This is a genomic window from Saccharopolyspora kobensis (assembly GCF_900108315.1).
GTDB classification, from domain to species: Bacteria; Actinomycetota; Actinomycetes; order Mycobacteriales; family Pseudonocardiaceae; genus Saccharopolyspora; species Saccharopolyspora kobensis.
In genome coordinates, this window is sequence record NZ_FNVB01000005.1 from 12,070 (window position 1) to 27,252 (window position 15,183).

General features: G+C 72.0%; 14 protein-coding genes and 1 tRNA gene. 10 read left to right on the forward strand and 5 right to left on the reverse strand.

Annotated features, from left to right (window positions below):
- Positions 1 to 77: 77 nt before the first annotated feature.
- Together C4T78_RS17010 and C4T78_RS17015 are read right to left on the reverse strand one after the other, a co-directional pair.
- Positions 78 to 1,292 (reverse strand): type III PLP-dependent enzyme, encoded by a 1,215-nt coding sequence (locus tag C4T78_RS17010; RefSeq protein ID WP_093348698.1) that lies wholly within the window; start codon positions 1,290 to 1,292, stop codon positions 78 to 80.
- A 386-nt stretch (positions 1,293 to 1,678) separates the two neighbouring features.
- Entirely contained in the window at positions 1,679 to 3,190 is a 1,512-nt protein-coding gene (locus tag C4T78_RS17015) for a PucR family transcriptional regulator (protein WP_093349995.1), read from the reverse strand.
- A gap of 179 nt (positions 3,191 to 3,369) precedes the next feature.
- Here C4T78_RS17015 and C4T78_RS17020 point away from each other — a divergent pair, with 179 nt between their 5' ends.
- From C4T78_RS17020 to C4T78_RS17045, 6 genes are all read left to right on the forward strand, one after another.
- A complete protein-coding gene (locus C4T78_RS17020) occupies positions 3,370 to 4,239 on the forward strand; it encodes an FAD binding domain-containing protein (protein ID WP_093348700.1) in 870 nt (289 codons plus the stop codon).
- Positions 4,230 to 4,700, forward strand: a complete 471-nt coding sequence (locus C4T78_RS17025; protein WP_093157745.1) for a (2Fe-2S)-binding protein — start codon at positions 4,230 to 4,232, stop codon at positions 4,698 to 4,700. Before C4T78_RS17020 ends, C4T78_RS17025 begins: the two co-directional genes overlap by 10 nt.
- Positions 4,697 to 6,175 (forward strand): 8-oxoguanine deaminase, encoded by a 1,479-nt coding sequence (locus C4T78_RS17030; protein WP_093348703.1) that lies wholly within the window; start codon positions 4,697 to 4,699, stop codon positions 6,173 to 6,175. Before C4T78_RS17025 ends, C4T78_RS17030 begins: the two co-directional genes overlap by 4 nt.
- A gap of 214 nt (positions 6,176 to 6,389) precedes the next feature.
- Positions 6,390 to 8,693 (forward strand): xanthine dehydrogenase subunit D, encoded by a 2,304-nt coding sequence (gene pucD / locus C4T78_RS17035; RefSeq protein WP_093348705.1) that lies wholly within the window; start codon positions 6,390 to 6,392, stop codon positions 8,691 to 8,693.
- Between the two features lie 85 nt (positions 8,694 to 8,778).
- Positions 8,779 to 9,267: a nucleoside deaminase gene (locus tag C4T78_RS17040; RefSeq protein WP_093348708.1), complete on the forward strand. Its 489-nt coding sequence runs from the start codon at positions 8,779 to 8,781 to the stop codon at positions 9,265 to 9,267.
- Positions 9,268 to 9,586: 319 nt separating this feature from the next.
- Positions 9,587 to 11,029: an NCS2 family permease gene (locus C4T78_RS17045; protein ID WP_093348711.1), complete on the forward strand. Its 1,443-nt coding sequence runs from the start codon at positions 9,587 to 9,589 to the stop codon at positions 11,027 to 11,029.
- Between the two features lie 72 nt (positions 11,030 to 11,101).
- Here the strand turns inward: C4T78_RS17045 and C4T78_RS17050 are convergent, their stop codons facing one another.
- Positions 11,102 to 11,347, reverse strand: coding sequence for a hypothetical protein (locus tag C4T78_RS17050; protein WP_093348713.1), 246 nt, complete (start codon positions 11,345 to 11,347; stop codon positions 11,102 to 11,104).
- A 182-nt stretch (positions 11,348 to 11,529) separates the two neighbouring features.
- On the opposite strand from C4T78_RS17050, the gene C4T78_RS17055 reads away from it, so the two are divergent.
- From C4T78_RS17055 to C4T78_RS17065, 3 genes are all read left to right on the forward strand, one after another.
- Positions 11,530 to 12,123 (forward strand): nucleotidyltransferase family protein, encoded by a 594-nt coding sequence (locus C4T78_RS17055; RefSeq protein ID WP_093348716.1) that lies wholly within the window; start codon positions 11,530 to 11,532, stop codon positions 12,121 to 12,123.
- A gap of 97 nt (positions 12,124 to 12,220) precedes the next feature.
- Positions 12,221 to 12,481 carry a hypothetical protein gene (locus C4T78_RS17060; RefSeq protein ID WP_093157738.1) on the forward strand — a complete coding sequence of 87 codons (261 nt, stop codon included), beginning with the start codon at positions 12,221 to 12,223 and terminating at the stop codon, positions 12,479 to 12,481.
- Between the two features lie 118 nt (positions 12,482 to 12,599).
- Entirely contained in the window at positions 12,600 to 13,238 is a 639-nt protein-coding gene (locus C4T78_RS17065) for a TetR/AcrR family transcriptional regulator (protein WP_374703879.1), read from the forward strand.
- A 292-nt stretch (positions 13,239 to 13,530) separates the two neighbouring features.
- Here the strand turns inward: C4T78_RS17065 and C4T78_RS17070 are convergent, their stop codons facing one another.
- Complete coding sequence (locus C4T78_RS17070) at positions 13,531 to 13,752, reverse strand: DUF3618 domain-containing protein (RefSeq protein WP_093348721.1); 222 nt, start codon at positions 13,750 to 13,752, stop codon at positions 13,531 to 13,533.
- Positions 13,753 to 13,902: 150 nt separating this feature from the next.
- On the opposite strand from C4T78_RS17070, the gene C4T78_RS17075 reads away from it, so the two are divergent.
- A tRNA-Leu gene (locus C4T78_RS17075) sits at positions 13,903 to 13,979 on the forward strand.
- Positions 13,980 to 13,985: 6 nt separating this feature from the next.
- On the opposite strand, the gene C4T78_RS17080 is transcribed toward C4T78_RS17075, so the two are convergent.
- The gene (locus C4T78_RS17080) at positions 13,986 to 15,128 is read right to left on the reverse strand and encodes an FAD-dependent monooxygenase (RefSeq protein WP_093348723.1); all 1,143 of its coding nucleotides are present in this window, start codon (positions 15,126 to 15,128) and stop codon (positions 13,986 to 13,988) included.
- Positions 15,129 to 15,183 lie beyond the last annotated feature (55 nt).

Below are 15,183 nucleotides of genomic sequence, written 5' to 3' on the forward strand. Positions count from 1 at the left end.
CTATCGACCTCCCATCATTTCGCAGAATTCCTGGTTCTTCGCGGCGTTCTCGGGCGCCTTCGCCCGGTGCCGGGCGATCAATGCCGCTGATCGCCGTCGACGCAGTGGGTGGGCAGCGGGGCGAACCCGTTGAAGCCCACGGAGGAGTAGCTCGCCGTGTAGGCGCCCGCGCTCAGCAGGTCCACCCAGTCACCGCCGCGCAGCGTGCGCGGCAGTTCGTAGCGGGTCCGCTGGTAGAGCACGTCATCACCGTCGCAGGTCGGGCCCGCCAGCACGACCGGACCCACCGGATCGCCGTCGCGGGAGGTGCGCAGCCGGTAGGTGATGGCCTCGCCCTCGGTCTCGGCCAACCCGTTGTAGCGGCCGATGTCCAGGTAGACCCAGCGGGACTCGCCGTCGCAGGAGTCGGTGACCAGCACCACCTCGCTGCGCAGCACGCCCGCGTCGCCCACGACGAACCGCCCGGGTTCGACGAGCAGCTCCGGGCGGTCGGCGCCGAAGTGACGGTCCAGTGATTCCTCAATGCGGCGCACGTAGTCGGCCAGCGGCGGCGCGGACTGGGTGTAGGCGGCGGGCAGCCCGCCGCCCAGGTTCACCATCCGCAGCCGGAGCCCCTGCTCGGCGCAACCGGCGAAAACCCGCCGTGCGGCGTCGATCCCGTGCTCCCAGGCCGTCGGCTCCAGCTGCTGCGATCCAATGTGGAACGACACGCCGAAGGCGTCCAGGCCGAGGTCCCGCGCGCGCACCAGCAGCTCGACGGCGGTCTCCGGCAGGCAGCCGAACTTGCGGCCGAACGGGGTCCGGGAGCCCTCGTTGTCCACCAGCACCCGGCAGAACACCTGCGCGCCCGGCGCGACCTCGGCGATGTTGGCCAGGTCGGCGGCGCTGTCCGTGGCGAACAGCCGGACGCCCTGCTCGTGGGCCCGGGCGATGTCGCGGCGCTTCTTGATCGTGTTGCCGTAGGAGATCGACTCCGGCGCAGCGCCCCGGGCCAGGCACAGGTCGATCTCGCCGGGGCTGGCGACGTCGAACGACGCACCGAGGCCGACCAGCTCACCGACCACTTCGGGCGTGGGATTGGCCTTGACCGCGTAGCAGATGCGAGCATCGGGCAGGGCGGTCCGCAACTGCCGGTAGCGGTTGCGCACCTGCGCCAGATCCACGACCAGGCAAGGGGTTTCGGGCCGCTGCCGGTCCAGGAACTGCTGGATCGCATCCGGAGTCGTGCCGGTCTGCTGCGCGGTGCCGCTCGGGCGGTCCGTCACACCGGTGGTGGCGGACAGATCGGTCAATCCCGGTACCTCCGTCTCGGGTGGTGGGGTGGGGGTTTCGCCGGGCCGATCCCGCCGGAGCGGGTGCCCGTGGAGCACAACTGCGACCAAGCACGGTACCTCCCTCACGGAGAGATTTCGAACCGCGCCCACCTGTTCCCCCGGAAAGCCGAACTCGGTGTGAGCACACCCACGGATCGGCGGCGCGCTCGTCGCGTTGCGTGCACGGCCACCGACGTGACGTGTCGGTGGCGATTTCGCGCGAAATCGTCCCGTTCACCCGGCGATCACGCCGATTTCGCGCGAAATTGCCCGGAACCCGGTTCCGGTGGTCGCGGAAAATCCTTGCACGGCAAGGACTCCCGCAGCGCGGTTCTTCACGGGACGTTGACGGTGACGCCGCTCGCTCAGCGCCCGGGCGGCGTGGTGCGGTCGAGTTCGAGGGCCAGGTAGAAGTCCACTCGGGACGGGAACTCCGAGAGGTCGCGCCCGGTGATCTCCTCCACGCGCTGAATCCGGTAACGCAGCGTGTTCACGTGGACGTGGAGTCGCTTCGCGCAGCGCGACCACGAGCCCGAGCAGTCCAGGAACGTCCGCAGCGTGCGCACCAGGTCGGAGTGGTGCACGTCGTCGTAGGCGATCAGATCGGCCAGGAGCCGTTCGCGGTAGGAGCGGCGCAGCTCGTCCGGGGTGGAGGCGAGCAGCACCTCGTGCGAGGCCAGCTCCGCCGCCGCGACGACCTCCGCTCGCCCGCGCTTGCGCTGCGCCAGCCGCCGCGCGTAGCCCGCCTCCTCCAGCGCACCGCGCAGCGCGGTGGCGCGGGTGATGTCGCTTACCCCGACGGCCAGGTTCCGCCCGTCCAGGCACGGTTCGGCGTCGGCGACGATCCGGCCGAGCTGCACGTCCAGCTGCCCGAGGTGTTCTTCGTCGTCGACGAACAGCGCGGTCGCGCCATCGCCCAGCGGTGCGGTCACCGAGGCCATGCCGGTGGCCGCGGCGATCTCGCGCAGCAGCGTCGTGGACTCGACGACGTCGCCGACGTCGAGCGCCACCGCGCGCAGCGGGTCCCCGGCGGGCAGGCCGGCGGTCTCCAGCCGGGCGGCGACCTCGGCCGGGGTGGACGTCCCGTCCAGCAACCGGCGCAGAGCCGCCTCCACCGAGCGCCCCGCGATGCGCCGGGCCTCGTCCACCCGCGCGCGCAGCAGCGCCACCACGGTGCCGAGGTCGGTGGCGATGGCCAGCCGTTCCGCGTCCCACTCGTCGTAGGCGCCCTCGGCGAGGACGAACCAGCGGGCCGCTCGCGGCTCGGCGTCGGATTCCACCGGCCACAGCACGTGCGCGCCATCGGAGCGGGCCGTGCTCGGCAGCCGACCGGTCGCGAACTCGCGCAGCGCGGCGCGGCGGGCGTCCTCCGGCAGCTGCGCGGTCCCGCCGACGATCCAGCCCGCGGCGGACAGCACCCAGCACTCCGCGCCCAGCTCGTCGGCCGCCATCCGCAGCGCCTGGTCCAGGTCCGCGCCCGCGGCCACCGCGGCGACCAGCTCCCGGCGCGGCGCGGCGCGGCGCTGGATGCGGTCGGCGAGCGTGTTGAAGCTGACCGTCAGCGGTACCTCGACGACGGGCAGGTCGTGGCGGCGGCAGGCTTCGACCAGGTCGGGCGGGGCGTGCCCGAGGCGCGCCGTGCCCGCGGCCAGCGCGGCCACCCCGGCGTCGACCAGCGCGGCCACGAAGCGCTCCGAATCGGCCGGGCCGTTGTGCCACATCAGGCCGCTGAGCACCAGCTCGCCGCCGTTGAGGTAGCGGCGCGGGTCGATCAGGTCGGTGATGTAGACGCCGCGCACCGGCCGGTCCGCCCGGTCGGCGCCGTGCAGCGGCACCAGACCGAGCTCCGGGTCGGCGAGCAGGTCGCCCAGCAGCACGCGATCCACCTCCCCGCCGACCGGCGGCGTCGTGAGCCGGTCATCCGCATTTGGAGAAACATACAACTCCCGTTCGGCGGCCGGAAGGCTTTTTCGGGGTTTCCGCCGCTAGTCAGCGGGAGCATCCCGGCTGTGTACTGACTCACACCTTTTCACCGGCCGTGACGAGGAGAACAACCGTGGAATTCCTCCGCCCCGCGACGTGGCGGGAAGCGCTCGAGGCCAAGGCCGCGCATCCCGACGCCACGCCCATCGCCGGCGGCACCGACGTGATGGTCGAGATCAACTTCGACCACCGGCGTCCGGACGTGCTGCTGGACCTGACCCGCATCCCCGAGCTGACCACCTGGTCGCAGGACGGCGACGTGCTGCGCATCGGAGCCGGGCTGCCCTACACCCGACTGATCGAGGAGCTCGGCGACCGGGTGCCCGGCCTGGCGATCGCCAGCCGCACCGTCGGCTCGCCGCAGATCCGCAACCGCGGCACGCTCGGCGGCAACCTGGGCTCGGCCTCACCGGCCGGCGACGGGCACCCGCCGCTGCTGGCCTCCGACGCGCAGATCGAGGTCGAGTCGGTGCGCGGCACCCGGCTGATCCCGGTGGCGGAGTTCTTCACCGGGGTCAAGCGCAACGCGCTGGCCGCCGACGAGCTGATCTCCGCGGTGCACATCGCCCCGGCGACCGGTCCGCAGCAGTTCTCCAAGGTCGGCACCCGCAACGCGATGGTCATCGCGGTGTGCACCTTCGCCATCGCACTGCACCCCGAGCAGCAGCGGGTGGGCACCGGGCTCGGTTCGGCGGCCCCGACGCCGCGGCGGGCGCTGGAGGCCGAGGAGTTCCTGTCCGCCGAGCTCGACTGGGCGGGGCGGCGACCGCTGGAGGACTCGGTGGCGCGCCGCTTCGGCGAGCTCGTCGCGCAGGCGTCCTCCCCCATCGACGACGTGCGCGGCACCGCCGACTACCGCCGTCACGCGCTGGCCGTGATGGCCCGCCGGACCCTGTCCTGGGCCTGGCACGAGCACTGTTCCGGGAGGCAGGAATGCGCCTGAAGTTGACCGTCAACGGGCAGCCGCACGAGGCCGACGACGTGTGGGAGGGCGAGAGCCTGCTGTACGTGCTGCGCGAGCGGCTCGGCCTGCCCGGCTCCAAGAACGCCTGCGAGCAGGGCGAATGCGGTTCCTGCACGGTCTACGTCGACGGCGTCCCGGCCTGCGCGTGCCTGGTGGCCGCGGGGCAGGCCGAAGGGCGCGAGGTGCGCACCGTGGAAGGCCTGGCCGACGGCGAGCGGCTGGACCCGGTCCAGGAGGCGTTCGTCGAGGCGGGCGCCGTCCAGTGCGGCTTCTGCACCCCGGGCCTGCTGGTGCAGACGCACGACCTGCTGGAACGCACGCCGGAGCCGTCGGACGCGGAGATCCGCGAGTCGCTGGCGGGCAACCTGTGCCGCTGCACCGGCTACGAGAAGATCATGGACGCCGTCCGGCTCGCGGCCCAGCGGAAGGCCCGGGCATGAGCAGCCCTTCCTCCAGCCGAGTCCGCCCGGGCCGCAGCTCGGGGGACCGCGACGCGAACCAGCCGCGGGAAACCGCGGAACGCCAGGTCGATCCCGAACGCGACCACCACCGCGCACCGCGGAGAGGCGGGACCGTGGTCATCGAGGGCGGGGCCGTGGTGACCGTCGACGACTCGGGTAGCGAGTTCACCGAGGGCCACGTCGTGGTCGAGGGTGATCGGATCGTCGCGGTCGGCCCCGGTTCCGCGCCGCCGCAGGACGGCGCGGTGCGGCGCATCGACGCGACCGGTTGCCTGGTCACGCCCGGGCTGATCAACACCCACCACCACCTCTACCAGTGGGCGACGCGCGGTTACGCCGCCGACGCCACGCTGTTCGGCTGGCTGACCGAGCTGTACCCGGTGTGGGCCGGGATCGACGAGGAGATCACCCACGCCGCCGCATCGGCGGGCCTGGCGCGCATGGCGCTGTCCGGCTGCACGACCGCGGCCGACCACCACTACGTCTTCCCGCGCGAGGGCGGGGACGTGTTCGGCGCGGTGGTCTCCGCCGCGGAGCGGATCGGCGTCCGGCTGCACGCGGTGCGCGGGTCGATGGACCGCGGGCAGTCGCACGGCGGGCTGCCGCCGGACTCCGTGGTCGAGGACCTCGACCAGGCGCTGGCAGGCACCCAGGACGCCATCGACCGGTTCCACGACCCCTCGCCCGGGGCGCGCGTGCAGGTCGCGGTCGGGCCCTGCTCGCCGTTCTCGGTCAGCACCGAGCTGATGCGGCAGGCCGCCGAGCTGGCCCGCCGCAACGGCGTCCGGCTGCACACCCACCTCGCCGAAACGGTCGACGAGGAGGAGCAGTGCCGCGCCGAGTTCGGCAAAACTCCGGTGGAGTACGCCGACGACCTCGGGTGGCTCGGCCCGGACGTGTGGCTGGCGCACACGATCCACCTGTCCGAGCAGGGCATCGCGCGGCTCGGCGAGACCGGCACCGGGGCGGCGCACTGCCCCAGCTCCAACGGCAGGCTCGGCGCCGGGACCGCCCCGGTCCGGCCGCTGCTGGACGCCGGTGTGCCCGTCGGGCTGGGCGTCGACGGCGTCGCGTCCAACGAGGCGGGCGGGCTCGGCGAGGAGATGCGGCAGGCGCTGCTGACGGCGCGCGCCCGTTACGGGCCGCAGGCGCTGTCGGTGCGCGACGCGCTGCGGCTGGCCACCCGCGGCGGGGCGCGCTGCCTCGGCCGCGACGGCGAGCTCGGTTCGCTGGAGCCCGGCAAGCTCGCCGACATCGCCGTCTGGCAGCTGAACGGCGTCGACCACGCGGGCATCGCCGATCCGGTGGCCGCGCTGGTGCTCGGGCAGCTGCCGAGGCTGGAGCGGCTGCTGCGCGGCGGCGAGATCGTCGTCGACGACGGCCGGTTGATGTCGGTGCCCGACCTCACCGACGAGCTGACCAGGGCCAGCACCCGGCTCCGGGAGGCGTCATGACCAGCACGAACAGGATCTCCACCAGTCGGTCGCACCGAATCCCGAGCTCGGGCGCCAGCCTCGAACCCGCAACTTCCATTGAAATCGGACGTGCAATTTCAATGGAAATTGGACACCTGATTTCCATTGAAATTGCGGATGACCGAGCCGGACGACCGCGCACGACCACCACGAGAAGCACTGATCGGGTCCGAGCAACACCGGAGGTGTCCGCATGAGCAGCAACGCGCCTGCTCGCAGTCCGCAGGAGCTCAACGACGCCATCGGCGGCGGCATCGGCGAATCGCCGCTGCGGCCCGACGGCACCATCAAGGTGCGCGGCGAGTTCGCCTACTCCTCCGACCTGTGGGCCGAGGACATGCTGTGGGGCGCCACGCTGCGCAGCCCGCACCCGCACGCCCGGATCCGGTCGATCGACATCGGCCCGGCGATGGCGATGGCCGGGGTGCAGACGGTGCTCACCGCCGAGGACGTGCCCGGCGACAACTGCTTCGGGCTCAAGTACGCCGACCAGCCGGTGCTGGCCTCCGACGTGGTGCGCTACGTGGGCGAGGCGGTCGCGCTGGTGGCCGCCGACCACCCGGAGACGGCGCGGCGGGCGCTGGAGAAGATCGTCGTCGACTACGAGGTGCTGGAGCCGGTGCTCGACGCCGAGCGGGTCGCGCACGACGAGTCGCTGCCGCGCCTGCACCCGGACGGCAACGTGGTGCGCCACCAGAAGATCGTCAAGGGCGATCCGCACGCGAAGGCCGACGTGGTCGTCTCCGGCGTCTACACCGTCGGCATGCAGGACCAGGCCTTCCTGGGCCCGGAGTCCGGGCTGGCGATCCCCGCCGAGGACGGCGGCGTCGACATGTACCTGGCCACCCAGGACCTGCACTCCGACCTGCGGCAGACCGCGCGGGCGCTCGGGCTGCCGCCGGAGAAGGTGCGGATGACCATGTCCGGCGTCGGCGGCGCGTTCGGCGGCCGCGAGGACCTGTCCATCCAGGTGCACGTCTGCATGCTGGCGCTGCACCTGGGCAAACCGGTCAAGATGGTCTACAACCGCGAGGAGTCGTTCTACGGCCACGTGCACCGGCACCCGGCCAAGATGTACTACGAGCACGGCGCGACCCGCGACGGCGAGCTCGTCTACGTCAAGGCGCGGCAGTACTTCGACGGTGGCGCCTACGCCTCGAAGACGCCGGTCGTGGTCGGCAACGGCACCACTCTCGGCGCCGGGCCGTACAAGGTGCCCAACGTCGACATCGAGGGCTGGGGCGTCTACACCAACAACCCGCCGTGCGGCGCGATGCGCGGATTGGGCGCTGTGCAGCCGACTTTCGCCTACGAGTCCCAAATGGACAAGCTCGCCGCCGAGCTGGGCATCGATCCCGTCGACCTGCGCATCCGCAACGCCATCGAGCAGGGCGACTCGATCCCGACCGGCCAGGTGCTGGACTACCCGGCGCCGGTCGCCGAGCTGATGGAGCGGGTGCGGGCGCTGCCGATGCCCGCCGAACCGGACGGGCCGGTGGACATCCGGAACCTGCCGGGCGGAGCGTCGAACACCACGCACGGCGAAGGCGTGGTGCGCGGCGTCGGCTACGGCGTGACGATCAAGAACATCTGCTACGCCGAGGGCGCCGACGACTTCTCCACCGCGCGGGTCCGGCTGCAGGTCATCGGCGGTGAACCGGCCGCGATGGTGCACACCGCGGCGGCCGAGGTCGGCCAGGGCCTGGTGACCGTGCAGCAGCAGATCGCGCGGACCGAGCTCGGCGTGGAGCGGGTGACCATCCACCCGAACGACACCAGCGTCGGGCCGGCGGGCTCCAGCTCCGCCTCGCGGCAGACGCTGGTGACCGGCAGCGCGGTCAAGGCCGCCTGCGAGGCGGTGCGCGACGAGCTGTTCGCCCGGGTCGCCGAGCGCTTCGACGTCGACCCGGCGCAGCTCTCGCTGCACGGCGGGAAGATCTCCTCCGAGACCGGCGGCGTGCTGGCCGACCTGGTGGAGGTGCTGGGCGATGACGTCATCGAGCAGACCCGCGAGTACCACCACCGCGAGACGTTCCCGCTCGACGAGCAGGGCCGCAGCGACCGGGTGCACGTCCAGCACGCGTTCTCCGCGCACCGCGCGGTGGTCGACGTCGACCTGGACCTGGGCCTGGTCAAGGTGGTGCAGCTGGCCTGCGCCCAGGACGTCGGCAAGGCGATCAACCCGGACGCGGTGATCGGGCAGATCCAGGGCGGCTCCGCGCAGGGCATGGGGCTGGCGGTGATGGAGGAGATCAAGGTCGCCGACGGCCGCATCCGCAACCCGTCCTTCACCGACTACCTGATCCCGACCATCCTCGACACCCCGCCGATGGAGATCGACATCATCGAGCGCGGCGACCCGAACGCGGCCTACGGGGTCCGCGGCGTGGGCGAGCCGCCGACGATCTCCACGACGCCGGCGGTGGTCGCCGCGATCCGCGCGGCCACCGGCCGGGAGCTCCCGCACACGCCGGTGGCGCCGGAGCACATCGTGTGAGGCCAGACCTGCTGCGGCGGCGGGGCCGGGCCGCCGCCGCAGCAACCCCCTCACCCCGGCATCGAGAAACCGAAGGAGAAACAGCATGTCCGTGGACGTCGCGACGAGCGCCGAGCAGGACTGGATGGCCCGGGCCATCGAACTGGCCACCAGCAACGTGGCCGCGGGCGGTGGGCCGTTCGGCGCGCTCGTCGTCCGGGACGGCGAGGTCATCGCGACCGGCACCAACAAGGTGACCGTCGACCTCGACCCGACCGCGCACGCCGAGGTCACCGCGATCCGCAACGCCTGCCGCGCGCTGGGCAGCTTCAAGCTCGACGGCTGCGTGCTGGTCACCTCGTGCGAGCCGTGCCCGATGTGCCTGGCCTCCGCGCTGTGGGCGCGGGTGGACCGGGTGCTGTTCGCCGCCGACCGGGACGACGCCGCCGAAGCGGGCTTCGACGACCGAGCCTTCTACGACGTCTTCGAGGACCCGCGGACCGAGACGCCGACGCCGGTGCAGCGGGTGGCGATGCCCGACCGCAACGCGGCCTTCGACGCCTGGCGGAACAAGTCCGACCGCGTCGACTACTGATCCGCTCCTGAACCGGGCGGACGCCCGTCCCCTCACCCCGACAGCCGCCTTGACCAGCGGTTCCGGCAGCGACGACCGGGTCGCCCCGGAACCCAGCGAGCGGGCCTCCACCACCGCTTCCGCCTGATGCGGAACCAGGCCCGCCCGCCATCCCGGAAACCCTTACCGGGACAGCGAATTCAACTCCGTTCAAACGCCCCAGCTCGAATTCGGCGGATTCCCGCCGGGCCCTCCCCTGCCCGGAAAACCCGCCGGAGGAAACAGTCCGGGCGGCACCGAGACGTGCCGCACGGGGGCGCCCACCGGCATGGGAGGACTCATGACCCAGCAGCTGAGACCGGAAAGAGCCGACGCGGAACCGTCCGGATTGGACCGCTTCTTCCGCGTCAGCGCCCGCGGCTCCACCTTTTCCCGCGAACTCCGCGGCGGCCTGACCACCTTCGTCGCGATGGCCTACATCGTGATGCTCAACCCGCTCATCCTCGGCTCGTCGGCGGACGCCACCGGCGCCCAGCTCACGCCCGAGCAGCTGACCACCGCCACCGCGGCCACCGCCGGGGTGATGACCGTCGTGATGGGCCTGGTCGGCAACGCGCCGCTGGCCCTGGCCGCCGGGCTCGGCGTCAACGCCGTGGTCGCCTTCACCATCGCCCCGGCGATGACCTGGGCGCAGGCGTTCGGGCTGGTGGTGCTGGAAGGCATCGTAATCATCGTGCTGGCGGTCAGCGGTGTGCGGGAGCGGATCATCAACGCCATCCCGGCACCGCTCAAGACCGCGCTGACCGTCGGCATCGGCCTCTACATCGCGCTGATCGGCCTGGTCAGCGCCGGTTTCGTGACCCGGAAGCCGGACGCGGCCAACACCACGGTGCCGGTCCAGATGGGCCAGGGCACCGAGGGCCACCTGGTCGGCGTGCCGATCGCGATCTTCTGCCTGAGCCTGCTGCTGATGCTGGTGCTGCTGGCGCGGAAGGTGCCCGGCGCGATCCTGATCGGCATCGCGGTCAGCACCGCCATCGCGGTCGCGGTCAACGCGGCCTTCGGCATCGCGCCGGAGCAGTGGGGCACGATCGTTCCGGAGCTGCCCGACCACGTGGTCGGCAGTCCCGATTTCAGCCTGTTCGGCCAGGTGGACCTGTTCGGCGGGTTCGCGGCGGCGGGCGGCATCGCGGCCACCGTGTTCCTGTTCACCCTGGTGCTGTCCGGGTTCTTCGACGCGATGGGCACCATCACCAGCGTCTCCTCGGAGGCCGGGCTGGTGCGCAACGGCAAGGTCGAGGGAATGGGCCGCATCCTGGCCGTGGACGGCGTCGCGGCCGCGGCAGGCGGTCTGACCGGCTCGTCGCCGAACACCGTGTTCCTGGAGTCGGCCACCGGGGTCGCCGAAGGCGCGCGCACCGGGCTGGCGAGCGTGGTCACCGGGCTGCTGTTCTGCGCGACGCTGCTGTTCACCCCGCTGGCCGCGGTGGTACCCGCGCAGGCCGCCGCCCCGGCGCTGGTGATCGTCGGCGCGCTGATGATGGCGCAGGTCCGGCACGTCCCGTGGGACGACCCGGAGTACGTGATCCCGGCGTTCCTGACCATCGCGGTGATCCCGTTCACCTACATGATCACCAACGGCATCGGCGCAGGCCTGATCGCCTACGCGGTGATCAAGGTGGCCCGCGGCAAGGCCCGCGAGATCGGCTGGCTGGTCGGCGTCCTCGCCCTGGTCTTCGCGGCCTACTTCGGCGTCGAAGCCGTGGAAGCCCTCATCGGGTGACGACGATCCCGCGGGTGCGCGGCGCTTCTGGACGGCCCGGCTTCCGACGGCAGCGGAGGCCGGGCCGCTCCGTCACGGGAAGGCCACGTCACCGACGAAGGTGTGCGTCTGCACGAGGGTTCCGGCGGAGCCGTTGTTGATGTTGGACCGTCCGTGAAGGCCCTGAACGGCGCAGTCCAGGATGACCTGCCCGAGATCGACACCCTCGGCGGCGGCGATCTGCTCGAGTGCTGCCCGGTCATCCGCGTCCAAGCGGTCGAGCTGCACGTTCACGATGTCGGCGCCATCCGTCTCCGCCGCACTGCCCGTGTTCGTCATATGCCAAATCGTGGCACACGGGGCGTTCTCATCAGGTCGGGTTCACCAATCCGACCCAGCTCGGCTCGGCGAGGTGTCACGCTCCGCAACACCGAGTCGATCGTCGCGAGACACCTCGCCGCCGAGGGCCGGGACGCCCGTCGCACGTCACCTGATCAGGTGGAATCGGGAGTCGAGATCGGATGAGTAGCGTGGGTGAGGTGGAGGTCGCGGGAGTGGTGCTCGCCGGCGGCGCCGGGCGGCGGTTCGGGATGCCCAAGGCGCTGGTCGAGCACGAAGGCGCGTTGCTGGTCGAGCGGGCCGCTCGGGTGCTCGCGGACGGCGGGTGCTCGCCGGTCCTCGTGGTGCTGGGCGCCGCTGCCGACGAGGTGCGCGAGCGCGCCGATCTGTCCGGGGCGGCGGTGGTGCTGAACCCCGACTGGGAGACCGGGATGGGATCCTCGCTGCGGGTCGCACTCGATGCGCTGACCAGCACTGATGCCGATGCGGCGGTGGTGCTGCCGGTCGACATGCCGGGGATCGGGGCGGCTGCTGTGCGTCGCGTCGCCGAGCTGGCGAGCCCGTCCGCGCTCGCCGCCGCCGCGCACGATGGCAGGCGCAGCCACCCGGTGCTGCTCGGGCGCGAGCACTGGGCCGGGGCGCGGACCGCCGCGACCGGGGACGCCGGGGCTCGCGGCTACCTGCGCGACCGCGAAGTGGCGCTGGTGCCCTGCGACGACATCTCCGCCGGGTTCGACGTGGACCGTCCCGAAGACCTGCCGCGAGCGGACACGTAGAGTCGGCGGCCACGCGGGACCGGTCCGGTGACCGCGTCATCGCTGCCGGGCCGGGACGTCACACCAGCGCCCGAGAAAGCCAGAGCAGGAGGCGTCCATGGCAAGCGGACACATCACCGCCAACTACCTGCCCGAAGGCGACGACTGGCTGGTCACCGTCACGACCGACGCCGATCAGCGCAGCGCCCGCGCACCGGGCCTGATCGCCGCCCGCGACCAGGCCGATCAGCTCATCGAGCAGCTCGCGCCCAGTTCGGTGGGCCGGATCGTGATCCACCTGCTCGACGGCGACGGGTTCGCCTTCACCACCGCCTACCTCCAGGCCCGCCACGGCGTGACCGCCCAGCCCGGCCGGTGACCGCGCGGTGCACCCCGATCGCGTGCACAGTGGACCGACACGCGCGAGCGGCCTGCGCAGCAGCTCACGCCGCTCGCGGACCCAACCCCGACCCGGCCCGGAGCTTAGGATGGCGGTCGTGAACGCGCCGACGAGCAGTGCACGCGAGGAGGAGACCTTGGCCAGCGCCGAGCAGACCCGGCCGGCCGGCCGGGGGCGACCGCGGGACGCCTCCCGCGACGCCGCGCTGCGCCAGGCCGCGATGGAGGTGCTGTCGCAGGTCGGCTACCGGGCGCTGACCATGGACGCCGTCGCCGCGCACGCGCGGGCCGGCAAGGCCACCATCTACCGGCGCTGGGACTCCAAGCTGGACCTGGTCATCGACACCTGCACCCAGCTGGTCCAGCGCAACATCCCGGAACCCGACCGGGGATCGATCGAAGCCGACCTCGGAGACTTCCTGCGCAGCTTCGCCTCGTTCCTCACCGGACCGGTCGGCAAGGCCGCCCAGGCGCTGGTCGGCGAGCTGCCGCACGAGCCCGAGCTGGCCGCCGCCTTCCGCGAGTCGTTCCTGCTGCCGCAGCGCGACGTCCTGCGCCGCCTCATCGAGCGCGGGGTGCAGCGCGGCGAGATCCGCGCGGACGCACCGGTGGACACGGTCGTGGAGATCACCGGGGCGTGCCTCATATACCGGCTGATGCTCACCGACGAGCCGCTCGACACCGGCTTCGTGGACCGGCTGGTCAACGAGGCCCTGATGCCGCTGCTGCACGGCTGATCCCCGGCAGCATCAAACGCGCTGAGACCCGCAGGCCTTCCAGCGAAGGTCCACGGGTCTCAGCGAGTTCTTCATCCTGGTCGGCAGTCGCGACGCACGACCGGCACCGAGCGGAAAGTGCCGCATGCGCCGCAGGCGCACAACCCACCCACGCAGCTCGCACCGCCGCGGGTTCTCAGACGTCGCCTGGCGAGGACAGCCCGTTCGCCGTGTATCGGACGGGATCCCGCAGCCAGGCGGCCTCTGAGGTTCCGCCACCCGCACCGCTACGCAGAACGAGCTTGGAAAAACCTCATCGGAACAGCTTGCGCACCACGACGACGGCGACCAGGGCACCGACCCCGATCAGCGCGTAGCGCACCCGCGGGTCGTTGAGCCTCTCCTGAACGCTGGCCTTGCCGGCCTCCACGAACCGCTGCGGGTTCGCCTTCACGCTCAGCTGGTCCAAAGTGGTGGCAAGCGCTTCGCGCGCCTGCTCGATGTCGCGCTCGATGGCGTCCGGATCACGAGCCACGTGTCCTCCTCACCCTTCACCTGGCTGCTGACAACCGTAGAGCACCGGCGAGGCGCCGACGCACCAGCGGTTGGCGTGTCGCGCACCGCACCTCCCGGGACACACCCCGAAGACCAAGATCACCCCACCGGCTAGGCTGTGACCCAGCTGGGGGCCGTAGCCCAATTGGCAGAGGCACTAGGTTTAGGTCCTAGCCAGTGAGGGTTCGAGTCCCTCCGGCCCCACCACCCGGTCTACCGGTTCACGGGTTCGCGAGAGGCGATCCGGCTCGTGCGGCCGACCGCGCGGGCCACCGCGTTGCGCACCGCGAGACCCTGCCGGGTGCGGGGCACCAGGAGCCTGGAGAGCGGACCGACGCGTCGCTGCCGCGGGTCCACTTCACGGCGGAGCCGCGACTCGTACGCGGCGAAGGCGCGGGCATGCTCGCCGGGATGGGCGGCCAGCTCTTCTGCGAGGGCGTACGCACCCGCCATCGCCATGCTCGACCCGTCGCCCAGCAGTGCCGTCGCCGCCGCCGCGTCCCCGAGCAGCGCGACCCGTCCGCGGGACCACGAGGGCATCCGGACGGTGGTCAGCGGGTCGAAGAACGGAGCCGGGTGCTCCAGGTACGCCGCCACGAGTTCCGGTGCCCGCCACCGCACGTCGGCGTAGGCGTCGGCCACGATCTGCTTGTGCAGGGCGGTGTTCTTGCGGTCGTGGGGCGCTGGCCGTGCGGCGCGGAAGGTGAAGATCGCGAGCGGAGTGGTCCGCGAGGGATGGACGACCAGCATCCGGTTCGGCGCGGTCAGCATCGTCATCTCGCTCGGATCCTCGATGGCATCGGGTTCCAACGGGACGGTCGCGCCGTACAGGCCCAGGTCGCTCGCGAACTGCCGCTCGGGTCCGAACATCAGGCTCCGCACGGTGGAGTGCATCCCGTCGGCACCGACCACCAGGTCGAAGCGACGTGGCGCGGTCCGCCGGAAGGTGACGTCGACCCCACCTCCGTCCTGGTCGAGAGCGGTGACCGTGTCGTCGAACAAGAACTCGGCCTCGTCCTGCGCCGACCGGTGGAGCACCTCGGACAGGTCGGCGCGGGTCACCTCGACCGCCGGCGCCCCGCCTGAGGTGCCCGGGAGTTGCAGGATTCGCCTGCCGCCGGGGTCGAGCAGGGTCAGCGACCGGTTGCGGGTGGCGAGCCCGCGGAGCTGCGGGAGGACGCCCATGCGCTCGGCGACCGGGATCGCGGGCCCCTTCACGACGATCGCGCTACCACCGGAGCGCAGCTGCCGGGCCTGTTCGACGACCGTCGGCCGGTACCCGTTCCGGGAGAGCCAGTACGCGAGCGCGGGCCCTGCGATTCCGGCTCCGACCACGAGCACTTCGGGCTTCTTCATGGCAAAGACCTCTCACGAACCAAGGTACGATCAATTTCGTACCTCAGTAGAGCAC

What these genes read in the sequence shown, in the direction of transcription:
- C4T78_RS17025 (WP_093157745.1), top strand. Translation starts at nt 4,230, where the DNA reads ATGCGCCTGAAGTTGACCGTCAACGGGCAGCCGCACGAGGCCGACGAC.
- C4T78_RS17030 (WP_093348703.1), top strand. Translation starts at nt 4,697, where the DNA reads ATGAGCAGCCCTTCCTCCAGCCGAGTCCGCCCGGGCCGCAGCTCGGGG.
- pucD (WP_093348705.1), top strand. Translation starts at nt 6,390, where the DNA reads ATGAGCAGCAACGCGCCTGCTCGCAGTCCGCAGGAGCTCAACGACGCC.
- C4T78_RS17040 (WP_093348708.1), top strand. Translation starts at nt 8,779, where the DNA reads ATGTCCGTGGACGTCGCGACGAGCGCCGAGCAGGACTGGATGGCCCGG.
- C4T78_RS17045 (WP_093348711.1), top strand. Translation starts at nt 9,587, where the DNA reads ATGACCCAGCAGCTGAGACCGGAAAGAGCCGACGCGGAACCGTCCGGA.
- C4T78_RS17050 (WP_093348713.1), bottom strand. Translation starts at nt 11,347, where the DNA reads ATGACGAACACGGGCAGTGCGGCGGAGACGGATGGCGCCGACATCGTG.
- C4T78_RS17055 (WP_093348716.1), top strand. Translation starts at nt 11,530, where the DNA reads ATGAGTAGCGTGGGTGAGGTGGAGGTCGCGGGAGTGGTGCTCGCCGGC.
- C4T78_RS17060 (WP_093157738.1), top strand. Translation starts at nt 12,221, where the DNA reads ATGGCAAGCGGACACATCACCGCCAACTACCTGCCCGAAGGCGACGAC.
- C4T78_RS17080 (WP_093348723.1), bottom strand. Translation starts at nt 15,128, where the DNA reads ATGAAGAAGCCCGAAGTGCTCGTGGTCGGAGCCGGAATCGCAGGGCCC.